General features: G+C 72.7%; 14 protein-coding genes. 3 read left to right on the plus strand and 11 right to left on the minus strand.

The window, feature by feature from the left end; translation table 11 throughout:
- Position 1 precedes the first annotated feature (1 nt).
- Positions 2-475, plus strand: a complete 474-nt coding sequence (locus IEY91_RS33245; RefSeq protein WP_164324936.1) for an acyl-CoA thioesterase — start codon at positions 2-4, stop codon at positions 473-475.
- On the plus strand, positions 472-1,158 hold the full coding sequence (locus IEY91_RS33250; RefSeq protein ID WP_189176839.1) for a DUF8010 domain-containing protein: 687 nt from the start codon (positions 472-474) through the stop codon (positions 1,156-1,158). Before IEY91_RS33245 ends, IEY91_RS33250 begins: the two co-directional genes overlap by 4 nt.
- A 36-nt stretch (positions 1,159-1,194) precedes the next feature.
- Here IEY91_RS33250 and IEY91_RS33255 read toward each other — a convergent pair whose 3' ends face one another.
- Positions 1,195-1,599: a globin gene (locus IEY91_RS33255; RefSeq protein ID WP_164324940.1), complete on the minus strand. Its 405-nt coding sequence runs from the start codon at positions 1,597-1,599 to the stop codon at positions 1,195-1,197.
- 86 nt (positions 1,600-1,685) lie between these two features.
- On the opposite strand from IEY91_RS33255, the gene IEY91_RS33260 reads away from it, so the two are divergent.
- Entirely contained in the window at positions 1,686-2,696 is a 1,011-nt protein-coding gene (locus IEY91_RS33260) for a methyltransferase domain-containing protein (protein ID WP_229697391.1), read from the plus strand.
- Between the two features lie 47 nt (positions 2,697-2,743).
- Here the strand turns inward: IEY91_RS33260 and IEY91_RS33265 are convergent, their stop codons facing one another.
- From IEY91_RS33265 to IEY91_RS33310, 10 genes are all read right to left on the minus strand, one after another.
- Positions 2,744-4,531 (minus strand): FHA domain-containing protein, encoded by a 1,788-nt coding sequence (locus IEY91_RS33265; RefSeq protein WP_189176840.1) that lies wholly within the window; start codon positions 4,529-4,531, stop codon positions 2,744-2,746.
- Positions 4,532-4,666: 135 nt separating this feature from the next.
- Positions 4,667-6,010: a vWA domain-containing protein gene (locus tag IEY91_RS33270; protein ID WP_164324944.1), complete on the minus strand. Its 1,344-nt coding sequence runs from the start codon at positions 6,008-6,010 to the stop codon at positions 4,667-4,669.
- A gap of 122 nt (positions 6,011-6,132) precedes the next feature.
- Positions 6,133-7,449, minus strand: a complete 1,317-nt coding sequence (locus IEY91_RS33275; RefSeq protein ID WP_189176841.1) for a PP2C family protein-serine/threonine phosphatase — start codon at positions 7,447-7,449, stop codon at positions 6,133-6,135.
- Positions 7,450-7,451: 2 nt separating this feature from the next.
- Complete coding sequence (locus IEY91_RS33280) at positions 7,452-10,193, minus strand: serine/threonine-protein kinase (protein WP_189176842.1); 2,742 nt, start codon at positions 10,191-10,193, stop codon at positions 7,452-7,454.
- Positions 10,190-11,509 carry a hypothetical protein gene (locus IEY91_RS33285; RefSeq protein ID WP_189176843.1) on the minus strand — a complete coding sequence of 440 codons (1,320 nt, stop codon included), beginning with the start codon at positions 11,507-11,509 and terminating at the stop codon, positions 10,190-10,192. Before IEY91_RS33285 ends, IEY91_RS33280 begins: the two co-directional genes overlap by 4 nt.
- 79 nt (positions 11,510-11,588) lie before the next feature.
- Positions 11,589-12,539 (minus strand): glutamate ABC transporter substrate-binding protein, encoded by a 951-nt coding sequence (locus IEY91_RS33290; protein WP_229697401.1) that lies wholly within the window; start codon positions 12,537-12,539, stop codon positions 11,589-11,591.
- 128 nt (positions 12,540-12,667) lie between these two features.
- Positions 12,668-14,128: a GlnX family signal transduction membrane protein gene (locus IEY91_RS33295; protein WP_373288074.1), complete on the minus strand. Its 1,461-nt coding sequence runs from the start codon at positions 14,126-14,128 to the stop codon at positions 12,668-12,670.
- A gap of 368 nt (positions 14,129-14,496) precedes the next feature.
- Positions 14,497-15,522 carry an N-acetylglucosamine kinase gene (locus tag IEY91_RS33300; protein WP_189176846.1) on the minus strand — a complete coding sequence of 342 codons (1,026 nt, stop codon included), beginning with the start codon at positions 15,520-15,522 and terminating at the stop codon, positions 14,497-14,499.
- Positions 15,513-16,778 (minus strand): 6-phospho-beta-glucosidase, encoded by a 1,266-nt coding sequence (locus IEY91_RS33305; protein ID WP_164324956.1) that lies wholly within the window; start codon positions 16,776-16,778, stop codon positions 15,513-15,515. Before IEY91_RS33305 ends, IEY91_RS33300 begins: the two co-directional genes overlap by 10 nt.
- Before the next feature lie 8 nt (positions 16,779-16,786).
- Entirely contained in the window at positions 16,787-17,698 is a 912-nt protein-coding gene (locus IEY91_RS33310) for a carbohydrate ABC transporter permease (protein WP_164324958.1), read from the minus strand.
- Between the last annotated feature and the right edge of the window lie 4 nt (positions 17,699-17,702).

Genomic DNA, 17,702 nt, shown 5'->3' on the forward strand with positions numbered 1-17,702 from the left:
CATGGCGCGCCACATCTACGAATGCCCGCTGCGGTGGTCGGACATGGATGCCTTCGGGCACGTCAACAACGCGGTCTTCCTGCGGTACTTGGAAGAGGCGCGGATCGACTTCATGTTCCGGCTCTCGGCCGAGGACGACGGGCCGTCGTTCTCGGGCGGGTCCGTGGTGGCGCGCCACGAGATCGACTATCTGCGGCCGTTGGTGCACCGGCACAAGCCGGTGACCATCGAGTCGTGGGTGACGAAGATCGGTGCCGCGTCGCTGACGATCTCGTACGAGATAAAGGAGCCGGAGAGCGGCGGGCAGGTGTATGTGCGGGCGTCGACGATCGTCGTGCCGTTCGACCTGCGGGCGCAGCGGCCGCGGCGGATCACCGCTGAGGAGCGGGCCGTCCTCGAGGAGTATCGCGACGGGGACGCGGCGGGTGCCGCGGGTGTCCGGGGCGCGGGCGGTGCGGGGGCGCTCGTCGCATGACCGTGCGACTGCACTTCGCCGATGCCGGGGAGGCGGCGGATCTCGCCGCCTTCCTGGCTCGGCTGATCCACTACGACAAGGCGGCCGCGGTGCGGTTGCAGGCCGCGGGGGACACGCTTGCCGTCTTCGGGCGGCCGCCGTCGTTCGAGGTGCTTGCCATTCGTACGGCGCGGCTTGCCAAGCCGTACGAGTACGGACTCGATACGTCGCTGGATGTGACCGTCTCCGCCGGTGAGTTGCTGGAGTCCGTGGGGGCGTCGGCTGACGCCGTGGAGACGGTGGGGACGGTTGCCGTGCCCGTTGCCGTCACGGGGCCGCCGTGGGCGGGTGTGCTGCCCCCTCGTGGGGGGTGGCGTCGGGTTTCCGGGCTGCCCTCGATGGGGGAGGTGCGGGCCCTGGTGGCGGGGGCCGTCGCCGAATTCCGGGCTCGGGTCGAGGAGTTGGCACCGGAGGCGCGGGTTCGGGTCGAGCTTGATCGGGTGGGGCGGGAGATTTGGTCCCGGGTGGTGCCCGGGACCGAGCTGCCCGTGCGGGCCGCGCACGCGGCGCAAGCCTTGGGCTTCTTGCGGGGGGACGCGTTGGACTTGCTGTCCGCTGGGCCGTGGCTTCGGCTGCGCACGCCCTATGGATCTGTTGCCCTGCGCCGGGCCGGCGCAGGAGCGCTTACCGTCACGCCCACTTGACGGTTGACGTTGGACGCCCGGGCAGGGGTGCGGGCGTCAGCCGGGGGTGTTGACCATTGAGGCTGCCGCGTAGGTCAGGTAGTTCCAGAGGGTGTGTTCGTGTTCCTCGGGGAGGTTCAGGGCTTCGACGGCTGCGCGCATGTGCTTGAGCCAGGCGTCGTGGGCTTCCCTGTTGACCGTGAAGGGGGCGTGGCGCATGCGCAGGCGGGGGTGGCCGCGGTTGTCGCTGTAGGTGCGGGGGCCGCCCCAGTACTGCATCAGGAACAGGGCGAGGCGCTCCTCGGCAGGGCCGAGGTCCTCCTCCGGATACATCGGCCTGAGCAGCGGGTCCTCCGCGACTCCCTGGTAGAAGAGGTGCACCAGGCGCCTGAAGGTCTCCTCGCCGCCGACCTGTTCGTAGAAGGTCTGCTCCTGAAGCGTGCCGCGCGGGATCTCGTTCACTCCTCCATGGTCTCAGACGCGACGGACGAGGACGGAAGGCTTAGGACCACTCGCATCAGGCGGCCCGGGGCAGCACAGTGGGGGGTATGGGTGCGCATGCTCCGCTCGCTGAGGAACCCGATCGACCCGGGGGCCCCGACCCCGTGCAGGCCGCCGAGGCACGGGCCGCGCTGGTGCGGGAGATCGAGGCCAGCGGTGCCTGGGACGACGATCCTGCCTGGCGGGAGGCGTTCCAGGAGGTGCCGCGGCACCTCTTCGTGCCGTACTACTACGTGAGCACGGGCGGCGGGTACGAGCGGATGTGGGGCGAGGACCCCGATCCGGTGCGGCGGGCGCGATGGCTGCGCGGGGCGTACGCGGACGCGCCGCTGGCCACCCGGGTACGGGACGGGGAGCTGGTCTCGTCCAGCAGTCAGCCCTCGCTGATGGCCAAGATGCTGGTCGAGCTGCACGTCGGTGACGGCGGTGAGCACGACGTACTGGAGATCGGCGCGGGGACGGGCTACAACGCGGGGCTGCTCGCGCATCGCCTCGGGGACGAGCGCGTCACCACCATCGACCTCGATCCGGAGATCACCGAGTCCGCGCGGCGCCATCTGGCGGCCGCCGGTTACCGGCCGGCCGTCGTGACCGGTGACGGCGCCGCGGGCTGTCCGCAGCGGGCGCCCTTCGACCGGATCATCGCGACCTGCACGCTGCGTTCGGTGCCGCGGGCCTGGCTCGGGCAGTGCCGCCCGGGTGCGCGGGTGCTCGCGCCGCTGGCGACCGGGCTGATCGCGCTGCGGGTGACGGACGCCGAGCACGCGGAGGGGCGGTTCCTGCACACGCCCGCGTACTTCGTGCCGCTGCGCGGCGGGGACGGGCGGCTCGCGGCGCACGAGCAGCACATCGGCGGGCTGCCGCGCCGGGCACTGCAGAGCGAGCTGTTCCGCTTCCTGCTCGAACTGACCGCGGGGAGCCTCGACCCGCACGAGGCCCTTGCGCTGTGGCAGCGGGAGCGGCGGCCGGTGCGGGAGCGGTTCGGGGTCACGGTCAGCGGGCCGTACGCGTGGGCGTGGCTGGACGACCCGGAAGGGCCGTACGCCTGGCCGCTGTGAGGCGGGGCGTACGGCCCTTCCGGGTACTGCTGCTTCTGGTACGGAGGTCAGTCGCGGCGGACGGTGATCGTCGTCCAGGCGCCCACGTGCACCTGGTCGCCGTCCTGCAGCGGTATCGGGACGAAGGGCTGGATGGGCTCCTCGCCGCCGTTGACCGTGGTGCCGTTGGTCGAGTTCTGGTCGACGACCGCCCAGCCGCCGTCCGGCTGCTGGACCAGGACCGCGTGCTGGTGCGATACGCCCGGGTCCTCCGGCGGCACCGACAGGTCGATGTCGGGGGTGTCGCCGGTGGAGTGGCGGCGGCGGCCGATCGTGATCTGGTTGCCGACGAGCGGACGCAGCTGCTCCGGGGAGTACGCGGGCAGGTTGAGGCCCGAGGCCTCGGGGCCGCTGCGCTGCATCATCGCCATGAAGTACTCACGGTCGGGGCCGATGGTCGCGGTCCAGGACGTGGGGCCCTGCGGCTGCGGTTGCTGCGGCTGCTGCGGGTGGCCGTGGCTCGGGTAGCCCTGCTGGGGCTGCTGGGCCGGGCCGCCGGGGCCTCCCGGGCCGCCCTGGCCGGGGGCCGTGGACGACGGGGGCGAGAGGACCCAGTCGTCGCCGCCGCCGAAGGGGCCGCCGGGGCCACCCGGACCGCCGGGTCCGCCCTGGCCGGGCGGGGGCGGGCCGTGCGGGGTGCCGGTCTCCTGCGGGAACGCGGGCGGTGCCGGCGGACCCTGCTGCTGGAACGCCTGCGGGGCGCCGGGCGGGTTCGCGCCGGGCGGGGTGCCGCCGTTGCCCGGGCCGAACGGCGGGATCGGCTCGGCGGGACGGTTCATCTGCGAGGGCCGGGAGCCCTGGTAGTCGAACGGGTCCTGGCCGGGGCCGGGGGGTGTGGTGCCGGGACCGCCCGGTGCGCCTGGGCCGGGCGGGGGCGGAGGCGGGCCCTGCTGGAACTGTTGGGCGGGGCTGGGGGAGCCGGAACCACCAGGGCCGCCGTGCCCACCGGGACCGCTGTGCATGCCGGGGCCGGGGCCGCCGGGGCCAGGCCCACCCGGGCCGGGACCGCCAGGGCCACCATGTCCGCCAGGACCGGGGCCACCGGGACCACCGTGTCCACCCGGACCACCGTGTCCACCGGGGCCAGGCCCGCCAGGACCGGGCCCACCGGGACCACCATGTCCGCCGGGACCAGGTCCACCCGGACCAGGCCCGCCGGGACCACCGTGCCCGGGCCCACCCGGACCGGGACCGCCGGGCCCAGGCCCACCAGGCCCGCCAAAGGCAGGCCCACCGAACGGCCCACCCGGCCCGTCAGGACCAGGTCCGCCGGGGCCACCAGGCCCACCCGGACCACCAGGCCCGGACATGCCGGGCCCACCCGGACCACCAGGCCCAGGCATCCCCGGCCCCCCGGGCCCACCCGGCCGCCCACCCGTGGGCAGCGGCGGATTGGGCGCGGCAGGCGTGTACGACGTGGCCGTACCGGTCAGGAAGTTCCACCGGCACTCCTCGCAGAACGGCGCGTTCGCCTCGCGGGGCGTGCGGCACTGCGGGCAGAGCTGCGGCTCGGGGCCGAGGTCCGGCACCGCGGAAAGGTGCGGGCGGCCGGGCTGACCGGGACCACCTGGGCCGGGACCGCCGGGGCCGGGACCACCAGGGCCGCCAGGTCCACCGGGACCGGGCCCGCCGTGCTGGCCGGGTGCGCCCTGCTGGCCGGGCGCCGGCGGATAGCCGTAGCCGGCGGCCGGGGGCGGCGGGGGAGGCGGCGGCGGTACGGCACCGGCCATGCGGTGACCGCAGACCTCGCACCAGTCGTCGGAACCCGACTGGTGTCCGTTCGGGCAGGTCGGCATGTCGGCGCTTCCCCCTCTCCTTCTCCGGCCCGAGGGCCGTGTGCACTGGCTTTGCCGGGTTTCCGGCTATTGCGGTACTGGCGACACGTACTGCGCGTACTGCTTCACGTACAAGTTCACGTACTGCTGGACGTACTACTTCTTCACGCGGACCGTCTTCGTCGAGCGCGTCTCGAGTGTCATCTCGTCCGCCTCGGCGACCCGCGCCTTCAATCGAACAGTACCTGTCGTGGCGTCGACCACGTCCACCACCTTGGAAAGGAGCTTGGCGGTGTCCTCGTTGCCGGAGGCGCTGGCGAGCTGAACGGCCCGGCCCAGTTTGGCCGTTGCGCCGTCGTAGTCGCCCGATTTGCGGGCGTCCAGGCCCTGCTGGATGACCTGGGCAAGTTCCGCCTGGCCCGTGTAGTGCGCGACCTGCGGATTGATGGAGGTGGATGCCGCCATGTCGTCCGTCCAGACCGCCCTGACCAGGCCCTGGGACAGGGTCTGTACGGTGCCGTCGGCGCCGGGCACGACCAGGGAGACCCGGGCCGCGAGCATCTCCTGGCCCAGATCGGCGCCGGGCACGCGGACACAGACGTGGTAGTCGCGGGACTCGTCGCCCCAGGAGCCGGTGGGGTAGTCGCCCGCGCGGGGCCCCACCTCCGTACGCCGGTCGGTCAACTCCTCGACCGTGGGCGCCACTTGCTTGACGAACATGATCTCCACGCCCATGGGCGTCCAGAGCCGCAGGCTGACGTCGGCGACCTCCTTGCCCATCGCGGACTCCATCATCTGCGTGAAGTCGGCGGCGAGGCCGGCCGGGTCGGCGACGATGTCGGCGGTGCCGAGCAGCGCCGAGGCGATGCCTGTGACCTCTTTCACTTCCCAGTCGGTGCCGACGCCGCGGGCGTCACAGGTGAAGCGACCCGCGCAGGCGTCGAGGGAGGCGCGCAGGTCCTCCGGTGACTCGTGTTCGTTGCGGCCGTCGGTGAGCAGGATGCCGTGCCTGATGGATACGTCGGCGGAGGCGAGGAGGCGGTCGGCGAGCCGCAGCCAGGTGCCGATGGCGGTGCCGCCGCCGGCGCTGAGCTTGCGCAGGGCCTCCTTGGCCTGGGCGCGGGTCTGCGGGCTCGCGACGGCGAGGCGGCCACCGCCGGGGTAGACCTCCTTGGCGACGTGGGTGCCGCCGACCACGGCGAAGTGGACGCCGTCGCGCAGGGCGTCGACGGCGGCGGCGGTGGCGTCGCGGGCGCCGCGCATCTTCGTCGGCGGGTAGTCCATGGAGCCCGAGCAGTCGACCATGATCGCGACTGCGGCGTCCGGGCCCTGGCCCGCCGAGTACAGATGGGGCGCGCCGACCGCGGTGCCGATGGTGCCGCCGCCGGTCGAGGTGACGGTGGCGATCGCGTTGACCTCGCGGCCGCCCTCCGGCAGGTACTCGTTCTGGTACACATCGACCGTGAACTGCGGCACGTTCGACTTCGAGAAGATGGCCATGAACGCTGTTCCCCCCTAGGAATTCTTCCCCACAGACTCGTTGCCCGTCGTGGCGCGCGTCGGCGCGGACGCACGGCGGCGGCCGGGCGGGCCGGGCGGCGCGGGGCCCGCTCCCGCCCGCGCTAGGCCGATCCTGCCCCTTGCGGCGGGGCGGGGAACGGCACGATCGCCACTGTTACGTTGTCGTGGCCCCCGCCGTCGAGCGCGTGGCCGACGAGGACCTGGGCGCTGTGCAGCGGCCGCAGGGCGGCGTCGGCGGGCACGGCGCGGGCCATGTCCTCGGCCGCCTCCGCGTAGTTCCACAGGCCGTCCGTGCACACCACCACTACACCCGGGCGGTCCGGCTTGAAGGAAGCGGTGTGCGGCTCCAGTTCGTAGGCGTCGGCGCCGAGCCAGCCGGTGATGGCGTGGGCCCGCTCGTCGGCGTACGCCTCGGCCTCGTTCATGAGGCCCGCGGCGACCATCTGGGCGGCCCAGGAGTCGTCCTCGGTGAGGCGGGCGGTGGGGCCGGTGCGGTCGACCGGGATCCAGTACGCGCGGCTGTCGCCGACCCAGCCGATGACCAGCAGCCCGGCGGCGACGACGGCGCCGACGAGGGTGCAGGCGGGGGCGTTCTGGTGCGGGCTGTGCTCGCGGGCCGAATCGGGTTCGGTGGCCAGCGAGTTGACGGCCTCCGCGGCGGCGATGATCGCGTCGTGCATGGCCTGCTGCGGGTGGGTGCCGCGCGGCAGGGCGTCCTGGAGCGAGGCGTCGGCGGCGCGCGAGGCGGCCATGGAGGCCTCGTCGGGCCGGGTCGCCGAGGAGACGCCGTCGCAGACGATCGCGATGACGGCGGGTGAGCCGTCGGGCAGCTTGGCCGAGGAGATCGCGAACGCGTCCTCGTTGCGGTGGTGCCGCAGGCCGCGGTCGCTGACGGCGGCGACGGCCTGGAGCTCCTGCTCCATGTGGTCCCGCTCGCGCGGCTGGGCGTGCCCGCAGTTCTCGCAGTAGCCGTCCGGGGCGACGTGGCCCGCGCGGCAGGCGACGCAGAGCTTGGTGCCGGTGGGCGGGGTCGGGGTCGGCGACTCCGAGGCCGGTGCCGCCGGGGCGGGCAGCGGGTACTCGTCCGGCTCGGCGGACACCTGGCCGGGCGCCCCCTGCCCGGAAGCCTCGAGGTCGCCGCCCCGGGAGTCGGTGCCGGGCAGGTCCGCCGACCGGTGGGTCGGTGCCGGGACGTCGGAGCTGTCCACCTCGGGCGCCACGGGCCACTCGGCGGGAGCCGGAGCCGGAGCGGGTCCCGGTGGCAGGCCGTTGATCGCGAGGGTGGGGCGGTCGGACGGTGGGGTCGGGATCGCCGACAGGTCGTAGCCGCACGCGCCGCAGAACAAGTCGCCCGACTCCAGGGGCTCCTCGCAGCTCGGGCACGTCGACAGGGCCGCCGGTTGGTGCATCTGGGACATCTTCACACCCACGTCCGAGGGCGGAAACGGTTTGCCCGTTCCACCAGTTCGATCCTTTCCTCGCCACCCTGTGCGAGCCGGGCAAGGGTCCGGTACGAGCGTTCCAGACCGAACCGGAGACCGCGCTCGTCCAGCTCGCTGCCGAGCAGGACCGTCCCCGTACTACCGCCGCCGGGGGCGGCCGGTGGCGCGGGGGCGTGGCCAGAGTGGCTACCGGAGAGTACCCAGTCGAGCGCCGTACCGAGGACTTCCGTGGAAAGGCGCTCTCTGCGCACCGCGTCGAGGCCGAAGCCCGCGAGCGCCTCCACCTGCCCGGCGGCGGCCGTCAGGTCGTCCAGGAACCGGGCGCCGGGCCCGGCCGTCGTGTCGAACGTCATACGTTGCCGCAGCCGCGCCCGGACCGCGGCGACGCGGGCCGCCGTGTAGTGGATCGAGGACTCCGGCACGGACTCCAGGGTGCGCACCGCGCCGCTCCGGTCGCCCGCCGCGAGCTGCACCCGGGCGAGCCCGAAGGCCGCGCTGACGTAGCTCGGGTCGGTCGCCCACACCAGGCGGTAGTACTCGGCGGCGTTGTCCAACTGGCCGAGCACCTCGGCGCAGACGCCGAGGGCGAGCTTGGGCGCGGGCTCGCCGGGGAACGCGTCGTACACCGCGTCGAAGGAGAGCGCCGCGATCTCGTGGTCGCCGGTGGTGAGGGAGGCGACGCCGCGGTACCAGATCACCCGCCAGTCGTCGGGGTGGTCGATCTCCAGGGATTCCAGGCCCTGGCCCGCGGAGACCAGCTCGCCCATGGTGAGGCGGGCGCGCAGCTCGCGCAGGCGCAGCTCGGCGGAGGTCGCGGGCGCCGCCTTGAGCGCGGCGATCAGCTCGCCGCCCACGGAGTCCACGAGCCCGGCGAGGAAGCCGGCGTTGGGATCCCCGGGGTCGACCCGGGGCACGGGCAGCGCGAGCGCCGCCGCGGGGGCGTTCAAGGGCCGCACCATGGACGCCGCCGGGACACCGTTCTCCCCGGCTCCGCCGTGGCCGTTCCCCCCGTTCCCCCTGGCTGCGCCGGGCCCGTTCCCCCCGGCTCCGCCGGGCAGAGCCTCAGCGGCTCCGCCGCCCGCGTTCCCGGCGCCTCCGGCGCCCAAAGAACCATCCGGCTCCCCAAGCCCCAGCGCGGCCACACCCCCCGCGCCCGAGGAACCCTCCGCCGCACTGATCCCCAGCCGCTGCCCGATCCCGGGCCCCAGCACCCGGGCCCCGAGCGCCGACACCTCCCCGACCAGCTCCGCGAACAACTCCGTGTCCGTGACCTTCACTTCGGGCCCGAACAGGGTCGAGAGGGCCGGCCGCGGCCGCCCGCTCTGCACCGCCACGACCTCCCGGAGGACGCCGGTCAGCTGCTCGGCCATCTCCTGGGCGGAGCCGAACCGGCGCGCGGGATCGGGGTCCGTGGCGCGCACGAGGAGCCGGTAGAACGACTCGTACGTACGGAAGACCTCGATGTTGTCGGGGTCGGGCAGGGAGTCCACGAAGACGTTCGTGTAGCCCTGGAAGTCGAAGGTGAGCACCGCGAGGGTGCGCGCCACCGTGTAGAGGTCCGAGGCCACGGACGGGCCGACCTCCGCGACCTCCGGCGCCTGATAGCCCACCGTGCCGTAGATCGCCGACTCGTCGTCGTCCATCCGGCGGACGGCGCCCATGTCGATGAGCTTGAGCTGGTCCTCGGTCTGGATGGCGTTGTCGACCTTGAAGTCGCAGTACAGCAGGTTGCGGCTGTGCAGATGGCCGAGGGCCTCCAGGGCCTCGATGCCGTACGCGCAGGCCTGCTCGACGGGCAGCGGGTCGCGCTTGCCGACGGTCGTGCGGCGGCCGTTGGCGATCTCCTTGAGGGACTTGCCGCCGACGTACTCCATGACGATGTAGCCGTCCATGGAGCCGGTGCGCTGGTCCAGGTGCTCGACGAAGTTGTAGATGCGCACGATGTTGGCGTGCTCGATCTCGGCGAGGAAGCGGCGCTCGGAGATCGCGGCGGCCATCGCGTCCTGGTCGCCGGTGTCGAGCAGGCCCTTGAGGACTACCCAGCGGTCGGACACCGCGCGGTCCACGGCGAGATACACCCAGCCGAGGCCGCCGTGCGCGAGACAGCCCACGACCTCGTACTGGCCGTGCACGATGTCGCCCGAGTTCAGCTTCGGCACGAAGGAGTAGGGGTGCCCGCACTTGGTGCAGAAACCTTCCGTGCGGCCCGAGCGCTCACCGCGCGAACGGCCCACCGGGGCACCGCAGTCGGAGCGCGAGCAGAACCGCTTCCTCTCGGGAACCTCGGGCTTCTCCTGCACCGCGCCGCGCGGGTCGGGACGCGGCACCTGCGGCACCGACACCAGACCGACGCCCAGCTTGCTGCGGGCGGAGGAGGCCACCGACGAGCCCGAGCTGCGCACCGACACCGACCGCCCCGACGTGCCCTGCGACAGGGAGCGCGAGAGCCGGCCCGAGACCGAGCGGCGCGACGACGAGGACCGCGAGGAGCGGGTGCTGCCGCGCGTCCCGGTGCTCTGCGAGCCGCGCGAGCTGCGCGAACCCCGGCTGCTGCGGCCGCCCACGGTGATGCCCGTCGCCGGGGAGCCCACCATGCCGCTCGCCGAGACGACCGGAGCGAGACCGCAGGTGTCGCAGTACAGCTCGCCGCCGCCCACGTCCTCGTACGAACCCGTGCACTTGGGCCGCTGACACGGCTGCTGTCCGGTCTGCTCACTCATGCTTCCCCCCTCCGGTCGGTGGGCCCGCCCTGTTGCGGGACCCTGGGCGCCAGCGCGTCGGCCGCCGCCCGTTGGTAGCGCAGCACCGCGTCCTCGGCGACGCGCAGGTCGCACGGCGCGCTCCAGAGCATGCGGCGCGCCGCGTCGTAACGCTCGATGAGGAATCGGTCCTCCGCGAGGCCGTGCCGGGCGACCTTCGCCTTGTACGCGTCGAGGCGGCCGCGCAGCTCCGCGCGGACCGCGAGTGGCGCGGTGACGGCCGTCAACGACTCGCGGGCGCGAAGGAGTTCGTCCTCCGCCTTCTGCTCCAGGGACTCAAGGAGCGGGGACAGCCGGTGCCACTGGGCGTTCCTGCGGTAGTCCGCGGCCATCGCGAGCTGCTCCTGGAGGGCGGTGGGCGGCCCGGAGACGGCGGGCACCTCGGAGGCGGCGATCTTCGCGAGGACCTCGCCGCGCGCGGAGCGGGCCTCGGCGAGCGTGCGGTCCGCGCGGGACAGCAGGTCGCGCAGCCTGCCCAGGCGCAGCTCGGCGTCCTGGCGGACCGTGAGCACGGCGTCGATCTCGCGGCGCACGTCCTCCAGGGCGCGGGCCGCGTGGTCGTAGCGGTCGGTGTGCGGGCGGCCGCCGCCGGGGGCCGAACTGCCGCGCGTGGGCTGCCAGAACGCGAGCGGGTCGGACACCACCTGCTCGCGCAGCGTTGTCAGCTCCCGCGTGATGTGTTCCAGGTCGTCGCCCGACGGGTGCTCGCCGGGGCGGACGCCGACGGAGTGCGCGAGCTGGCGGGTGCGCTGGAGTTCGGCGGCGAGCAGGTCGATGCGGGCGGGCAGCGCCGACCACACGGCGTCGGCGGCGACGACCGTGTCCAGGGAGTGCGCGTACAGGTCGTTCATGCGCGCGACGAGCTCTTCCAGCGTGAACTGTTCGGTGAGCTTCGCGGGGCCCGTGATCGACGGCGCGGCGGCGGCCGCCGAGCCGCCCGCGACGGTGACGCTCCGGCCGCGCAGCAGCCGGGTCAGTTCGAGCAGGTCGTCGCGGTTGGGCCAGCGCCTGCGCTCGCGCACGTCACGGGCCGTGTTGAGCGCGCCCGCGTACGCGTCGAAGTACGTCCACAGGAGCGTGATCTGCCCCTCGGCGGCCAGCCAGCGCTCGTGCGTGGTGCCGGTGAGCTTCGCGCCTTCGAGGAGGCGGCGGCCCGCGTGGTCCTGGAGGGCGAGGAGCGACGTCTCGATCGCCTCGTGCTCGGCGTCGAGCCGCACCAGCGCACGGTCCACCTCGTCCCGGTCCATCACAGGGCCGGGGGGTCCCGCGACGCTCATCGATCACCTCTCCGCTCCGCGTTGAATTCGCAGTTCCTGTACGTCGGTTCCTTGTACGTCAGATCTTGCAGGTCAGTTGTCAGTCCTTGTACTTGGGGTTCGGCGGTCCCGCCGAGTCGCCCAGGTCGGCGGCGAGCCAGCGCTCGTACGAGGCGCGCCAGCCGTCCTTGTCCTTGCGGTAGTCGTCCAGTACGTCGTTGACGCGGCGCACCAGGTCGTCGGCGTCCTTCTTCATCGCCACGCCGTAGTACTCCGTGGTGAACGGCTCCTTGCCCTTCAGCTCCACCGTCGGGTCCTGCGCGGCCTGGCCCGCGGCGAGCGCGCTGTCGGTGACCACCGCGTCCACCTCGCCGAGCTGGAGCCTTACCAGGCAGTCGAGTTGGTTGGGCACCGTGGTCCTGATGTCGGCACCGAAGCTCTTCTCCTTGAGCGCCGACTCCGCGGTGGAGCCCGCGGCCGAACAGACCTTCTTGCCCTTCAGCGTCTCGTTGTAGCCGGTGATGTCGGACGTCTTGGGGGCCAGGACCTGCTGTCCGGTCTCGAAGTACGCGGTGGAGAAGGCCACATCCTTGATGCGGTCGCAGTTGATCGTCATCGTACGGACGACCATGTCGACCTGGCCGCCCTGGATGGCCGGGATGCGCTGATTGGTGGGGATCGCGCGGAACACCACGGCGTCGCGGTCGCCGAGGAGCCGCTCGGCGATCTCGTGCGCCAGGTCGATGTCGAAGCCCTCCAGCTTGCCGACGCCCTTGTTGGGGTCGCGGTAGCCCCAGCGGTAGCTGTTCTGGTCGACGCCGACGATGAGCTTCTTGACCTTGCGCTGCTTGATCTTCTCGATCGTCGTGCCGTCCTTGCCGGAGGGCCGCAGGCTGCTCTCGGGCGACTGGCAGTCGTCCGCGCGGGCGGGCGCGGCCTGCGTCAGGCGGTCCTCACCGGCCGAACTCCCGTCGCCGCCGGGGCCGTTGTCGCCACGTAGCTTCGGCAGGGCCAGGACGAGAGTGGCCGCGAGGACGCAGGCGAGGGCCATCGAGGCCACGCCGCCCCAGCCGCGCAGCGCCGCGAGGCCGCGGCGCCGGATCGTCGCGCGGCGGGTCGCCGCCGCCGTGTGCTGTTCCTTCTCGTCAGGTCGCGTACGCATCGTCCGCGGGCCCCCCATCACCGGTACTCCGAAAGCCTGCGGCCGATGCCGAGCACGGCGGCGGCCGCGCCGAGCACCGCGAGCACGGCGGCGCCCACCGGCAGGCCCGCCATCGCGCCCTTGCCGTCCTGGGCGGCGCTCTTGAACTCGCTCAGCTCGTGCGTGAGCGCGACGTCGAGTGCCGCGTCCACGTTGTCGAAGGACTCGCCCGTGGGCTCGGTACCGGGCTTCTCGGCGCCGATGACCGCGTCCAACGCGCCCTCGTAGTCTCCCGCGTCGTCGCGCGCGCGGGCCGACTTGTGGCGGTCCTTCCATTCGGTCACGTTCGTCGCGGCCTTCTTCACCGGGTTCTTGCCCGAGTCGTCGTCGGCCAGCTTCGCTGCCTCGCCGAGCAGGCCGCCGCCGTCCTTGCCGCCGGCGAGCCGCGCCATCTGCCGCTGGTAGGCGACGTCGAACTTGTCCTTCGTGGCGCTGCCCACGGCGACGGTCTCGGCGCCCCGGCTGACCAGCGTCAGGTTCTCGTTGCTCCGCGCCTTCAGGGAGCTGATGCGGGCGTCGTTGAGGACGTTCAGGGACTTCACGCCGTGGTCGTACGACTCGTTCAGGCCGGAGCGGGCGAAGGTGTGACCGCCGAGGAGCCACAGGAGCGCCACCGCGGCGGCCGTCGTGGCGGCCACCAGGCCCGCGTTGAACACCCTGTTCGTACGCAGGTAGTTGCGGCGCTGGGCCAGGCCGAGGGCGGTCAGCGCGAGGACGCCGAAGGCGATGGCGAGCCAGGGGTAGGGCTTGGCGTCGGCGTAGTCGTCGTTCAGGCGCTCGTTCTCCGCCTTGTAGAGCTTCTCGGCGGCGGGGAGCATCTCGGTCTGCATCTTGTCGTTCGCGTACCGCAGATAGGCGCCGCCGAGCGGCAGGCCCTGGCGGTTGTTGGCGCGGGCGCGCTCGATGAGGGCCGTGTACTGCGGCAGGAGCTTGTTCAGTTCGCTCACCGAAGTCGCCGACGAGGAGTCCGAGCCCGCGTTCGCCGCGGCCGTCGCGAGCTTCTCGCTGGCGCGGTCGATGTCGCGCTGGTAGCGCTCGCGGACCTTCGCGGGCTCCTGGCCGCCGGCCAGGAAGCCGCTGGACGCGGCCGTGTTGGCGTCCGCCAGGGAGCGGTAGATCGCCGCGGCGTCGTTGCTCAGGGGCTGGCTGCGGTTCAGGACGCGGTCCGCGGCGTCCGCGCGGGAGGTCGTCTGCCAGGTGGTGATCGCGCCGAACGCGAGGACCAGGGCGGCGAGGATCGCGCCGATGGCGCGGAGCCTGCCCGGCTCGGTGGTCGCCGCGGCGCGCAGGCGGGCCACGCCTTCGGCCCACGCCGTGCTTCTTTCCGGCGTGGGCGCCTGGTGCTGTGCTCCCGCCGGGCCCGTCGCCGCTGCCTGGGCCGGCAGTGGCGGTTGGGTCGGCGTGGGTGCGTGCGGTGGTGCCTGTGGTGGGTGTGTCACCTGACCTCGACCTCCCCCTTGGTCTTCGGACGGGCCTTCCTCCCGTGCCGAGGCGGCGACGGAAGTCGTGCTCGGCTGGTGGCCTGTTGCCGTGCACGGGCGCAAGTATCGCCGCCGGGGCGGACATCCGCACATGCCTTGACCTGATCTTGTGCGGAATCATGGTCGGTGGGCACCTTTGAACACGCGGCGGGGGTGTGTTCGGTTCCGGGGGTGGGGGTGGACCCCGCTGTCGGCCTGAACGGCCTCGTCCTCAAACGCCGGACGGGCTGAAACCTTGCCGCACCGGCGAAGTATTCAGCCCGTCCGGCGTTTGAGGACGAGGCGCGGAGCGCCGACAACGGGGGAGAGGGGCGGAGCCCCAGCAGTCAGGTGCTGGTCCCTTCGGGCGCGTAATGCGCGCGTACCCGGGCGTGCGCCGCCGCCGGGGCACCCAGCTCGTCCAGGCCCAGCAACGCCGCCCCCAGCACGGGCCGTTCCGTCACCACGCGGGGGACCGCCTTGGGCGCCCGCTCGGCGAGGCGCGCGCGGACGCCGTCGTCCAGGCGGGGGTGCCGGGCCGCCAGGACGCTGCCGCCGAGGAGGACGGGCGCGGCCTCCTCCAGGAGGTCGAGGCGGGCGAGGGCGACCGTCGACATGGCGACGACCTCCTCGGCCATGCGGTCCACCAGGAGACACGCGATCGGATCGCCCTCGGCGGCGGTGGCGAACAGGACGGGGGTCAGCTCGTGTTGGCGGGCGGGCTCGATGTGGCCCAGGTGCAGCGCCTCGATGAGGGCGTACATGGAGGGGAGGCCGAAGTGGGCGGGGAGGGCGGTCATGAGGGCCGTGGGGCCGCCGCGGCCGTCCTCCGCCCGAGCCCCGTGCCACAGTGCCTCCTGCGCAAGGCCCCCGCCCCCGCCCCAGTCCCCGGAGATCTTGCCGATCGCCGGGAAGCGGGCCGTGCGGCCGTCGGGCAGCATGCCGACGCAGTTGATGCCTGCGCCGCACACCACCGCGACCCCGCGCGGCTCGGCGTCCTCGACCAGGCCCGCCCGCAGGATCGCGAAGGTGTCGTTGCGTACGTCGACGCTGCCGCTCCAGCCACGACGGCGTACCGCAGCCGCCAACTCCCGTTCCTCCACGGGGAGATCGGCGTTGGCCAGGCACGCCGAGACATGGCTGACCGTGGTGAGTCCCGCCTCGCCGAGCGCCCGGCCCACCGCCTCGGCGAGCACGTCCACCGCCGGTTCCACGCCGACCTGCGGTGGCCGGAACCCGCCGCCGCGTGCCGTGCCGACGACCCGTCCGTCGGCCGCGACCACCGCGACGTCGGTCTTGCTGTTGCCCGCGTCGATGGCGAGCAGTGACGTGGACGCCGAAGGGCCCGCGCCGTGCGGTGTGCTCAGGCCCACGCGAGGTGCTCCCGGTTGTGTGCGACGAGATCGTCCGTGAGCTTCTCCGCGTACTCGTACTGACCCACCAGCGGGTGCGCGAGCAGCGCCTTGAAGACGCGGTCGCGGCCGCCGTGCAGCGCGGCGTGCAGCGCCAGATCCTCGTACGCCGTCACGTTCGCGATCAGTCCGGAGAACAGCGGGTCAAGGGATGGGACGGTCAGGGGAGTTGCGCCCGAGGAGTCCACAGTCGCCTGCACCTCGATGACCGCGTCGTCCGGGAGGAAGGGGAGGGTGCCGTTGTTGTGGGTGTTCACCACTTGGTACGGGCTGCCTCCGCCGCCCAGCAGCGACGCTGCCAGGTCCACCGCCGCCTCCGAGTAGAACGCGCCGCCCCGCTTCGCGAGCAGTTCCGGCTTCTCGTCGAGGGCCGGGTCGCCGTACATCTTCAGCAACTGCTCTTCCATCGCGGCCACTTCGGCCGCGCGGGACGGCTTGGTGCGCAGCTCCCGTACGACGGCGTCGTGCTGGTAGTAGTAGCGCAGGTAGTAGGAGGGGACCACGCCGAGGCGGTCGACGATCGCCTGCGGCATGTGCAGGTCCTCGGCGATGGCGTCGCCGTGCTCGGCAAGGAGCTTGGGCAGGACGTTCTCGCCGTCGGGGCCGCCGAGGCGCGCGCCCAGCTCCCACGTGAGGTGGTTGAGGCCGACGTGGTCCAGGTGCACCTGCGAAGGGTCGACGCCCAGGTGCGCGGCGAACTTCCGCTGGAAGCCGATGGCGACGTTGCACAGACCGACGGCCTTGTGCCCGGCCTGCAGCAGGGCGCGGGTGACGATGCCGACGGGGTTGGTGAAGTCGATGATCCAGGCGTCGGGGTTGGTGCGGCGGACGCGCTCGGCGATGTCGAGGACGACGGGCACCGTGCGAAGCGCCTTGGCGAGGCCGCCCGCGCCGGTCGTCTCCTGGCCGACGCAGCCGCACTCCAGCGGCCACGTCTCGTCCTGCTGCCGTGCCGCCTGGCCGCCCACGCGCAGTTGCAACAGCACCGCGTCGGCGTCGGCTACACCCGCGTCCACGTCGGACGTGGTGACGATGCGGCCCGGGTGGCCCTGCTTGGCGAAGATGCGCCGGGCGAGGCCGCCGACCAGCTCCAGGCGGTCGGCCGCCGGGTCGACGAGGACGAGTTCCTCGATCGGCAGGGTGTCCCTCAACCGCGCGAATCCGTCGATGAGTTCGGGTGTGTAGGTCGAGCCTCCGCCGACCACTGCGAGCTTCATTTGCTGAATCAGCCCTTTACTCCGGTGAGGGTGACGCCTTCCACGAAGGCCTTTTGTGCGAAGAAGAAGACGACGATGACCGGAGCCATGACCAGCAGCGTCGCCGCCATGGTCATGTTCCAGTTCACCATGTGGGCGCTCTTGAAGGACTCCAGGCCGTAGCTGAGGGTCCAGGAGCCCGGGTCCTGCGCCGCGTAGATCTGCGGGCCGAAGTAGTCGTTCCAGCAGTAGAAGAACTGGAACAGCGCGATCGCCGCGATGCCCGGCTTGGCCATCGGCACGATGATCTTGAGCAGGGTCCTGACCTCGCCGCAGCCGTCCACGCGCGCCGACTCGATGTACTCCTTCGGGATCGTCAGGAGGAACTGACGAAGGAGGAAGATCGAGTACGCGTCGCCGAACGCCATCGGGATGATCAGCGGCCACAGCGTGCCCGACAGATGGAACTGCTGCGCCCACACCAGGTACATGGGGATCACGATGACCTGCGGCGGCAGCATCATCGTCGAGATGACGAGCAGCATCGCCGTGCGGCGGCCCCGGAAGCGGAACTTGGCGAGCGCGTACGCCACGGGGATCGCCGAGCACACCGTGAACAGGGTGCCGAGACCCGCGTACATCAGGGAGTTGCGCCACCAGGTGAGGAAGCCGTCCGTCTCGAAGACGGCCTTGTAGTTCTCCCAGTGCCAGGACGACGGCCACAGATCGCCGCTCATCGCCTGCGAGTCGCTCATCACGGACGTCAGGAAGACGAACACGAAGGGCAGGATGAAGAGCAGGGCCACCGCTATGGCGACGCTGTGCACGGCTATCCAGTGCAGGATGCGCTTGCGGCGGGCGCGGGCCGCCTCGGGGCCGCGCGGCTTGGCGGTGGTGGCGGTGGACGCCGTGGACGGCGCGCTGAGTGTCGTGGAAGTCATCGCA

The sequence above is a fragment of the Streptomyces lasiicapitis genome (assembly GCF_014646335.1).
In the GTDB taxonomy this organism is placed as follows: Bacteria; Actinomycetota; Actinomycetes; order Streptomycetales; family Streptomycetaceae; genus Streptomyces; species Streptomyces lasiicapitis.

What these genes read in the sequence shown, in the direction of transcription:
- IEY91_RS33245 (WP_164324936.1), top strand. Translation starts at nt 2, where the DNA reads ATGGCGCGCCACATCTACGAATGCCCGCTGCGGTGGTCGGACATGGAT.
- IEY91_RS33250 (WP_189176839.1), top strand. Translation starts at nt 472, where the DNA reads ATGACCGTGCGACTGCACTTCGCCGATGCCGGGGAGGCGGCGGATCTC.
- IEY91_RS33260 (WP_229697391.1), top strand. Translation starts at nt 1,686, where the DNA reads ATGGGTGCGCATGCTCCGCTCGCTGAGGAACCCGATCGACCCGGGGGC.
- IEY91_RS33265 (WP_189176840.1), bottom strand. Translation starts at nt 4,531, where the DNA reads ATGCCGACCTGCCCGAACGGACACCAGTCGGGTTCCGACGACTGGTGC.
- IEY91_RS33270 (WP_164324944.1), bottom strand. Translation starts at nt 6,010, where the DNA reads ATGGCCATCTTCTCGAAGTCGAACGTGCCGCAGTTCACGGTCGATGTG.
- IEY91_RS33275 (WP_189176841.1), bottom strand. Translation starts at nt 7,449, where the DNA reads ATGTCCCAGATGCACCAACCGGCGGCCCTGTCGACGTGCCCGAGCTGC.
- IEY91_RS33280 (WP_189176842.1), bottom strand. Translation starts at nt 10,193, where the DNA reads ATGAGTGAGCAGACCGGACAGCAGCCGTGTCAGCGGCCCAAGTGCACG.
- IEY91_RS33285 (WP_189176843.1), bottom strand. Translation starts at nt 11,509, where the DNA reads ATGAGCGTCGCGGGACCCCCCGGCCCTGTGATGGACCGGGACGAGGTG.
- IEY91_RS33290 (WP_229697401.1), bottom strand. Translation starts at nt 12,539, where the DNA reads ATGGCCCTCGCCTGCGTCCTCGCGGCCACTCTCGTCCTGGCCCTGCCG.
- IEY91_RS33305 (WP_164324956.1), bottom strand. Translation starts at nt 16,778, where the DNA reads ATGAAGCTCGCAGTGGTCGGCGGAGGCTCGACCTACACACCCGAACTC.
- IEY91_RS33310 (WP_164324958.1), bottom strand. Translation starts at nt 17,698, where the DNA reads ATGACTTCCACGACACTCAGCGCGCCGTCCACGGCGTCCACCGCCACC.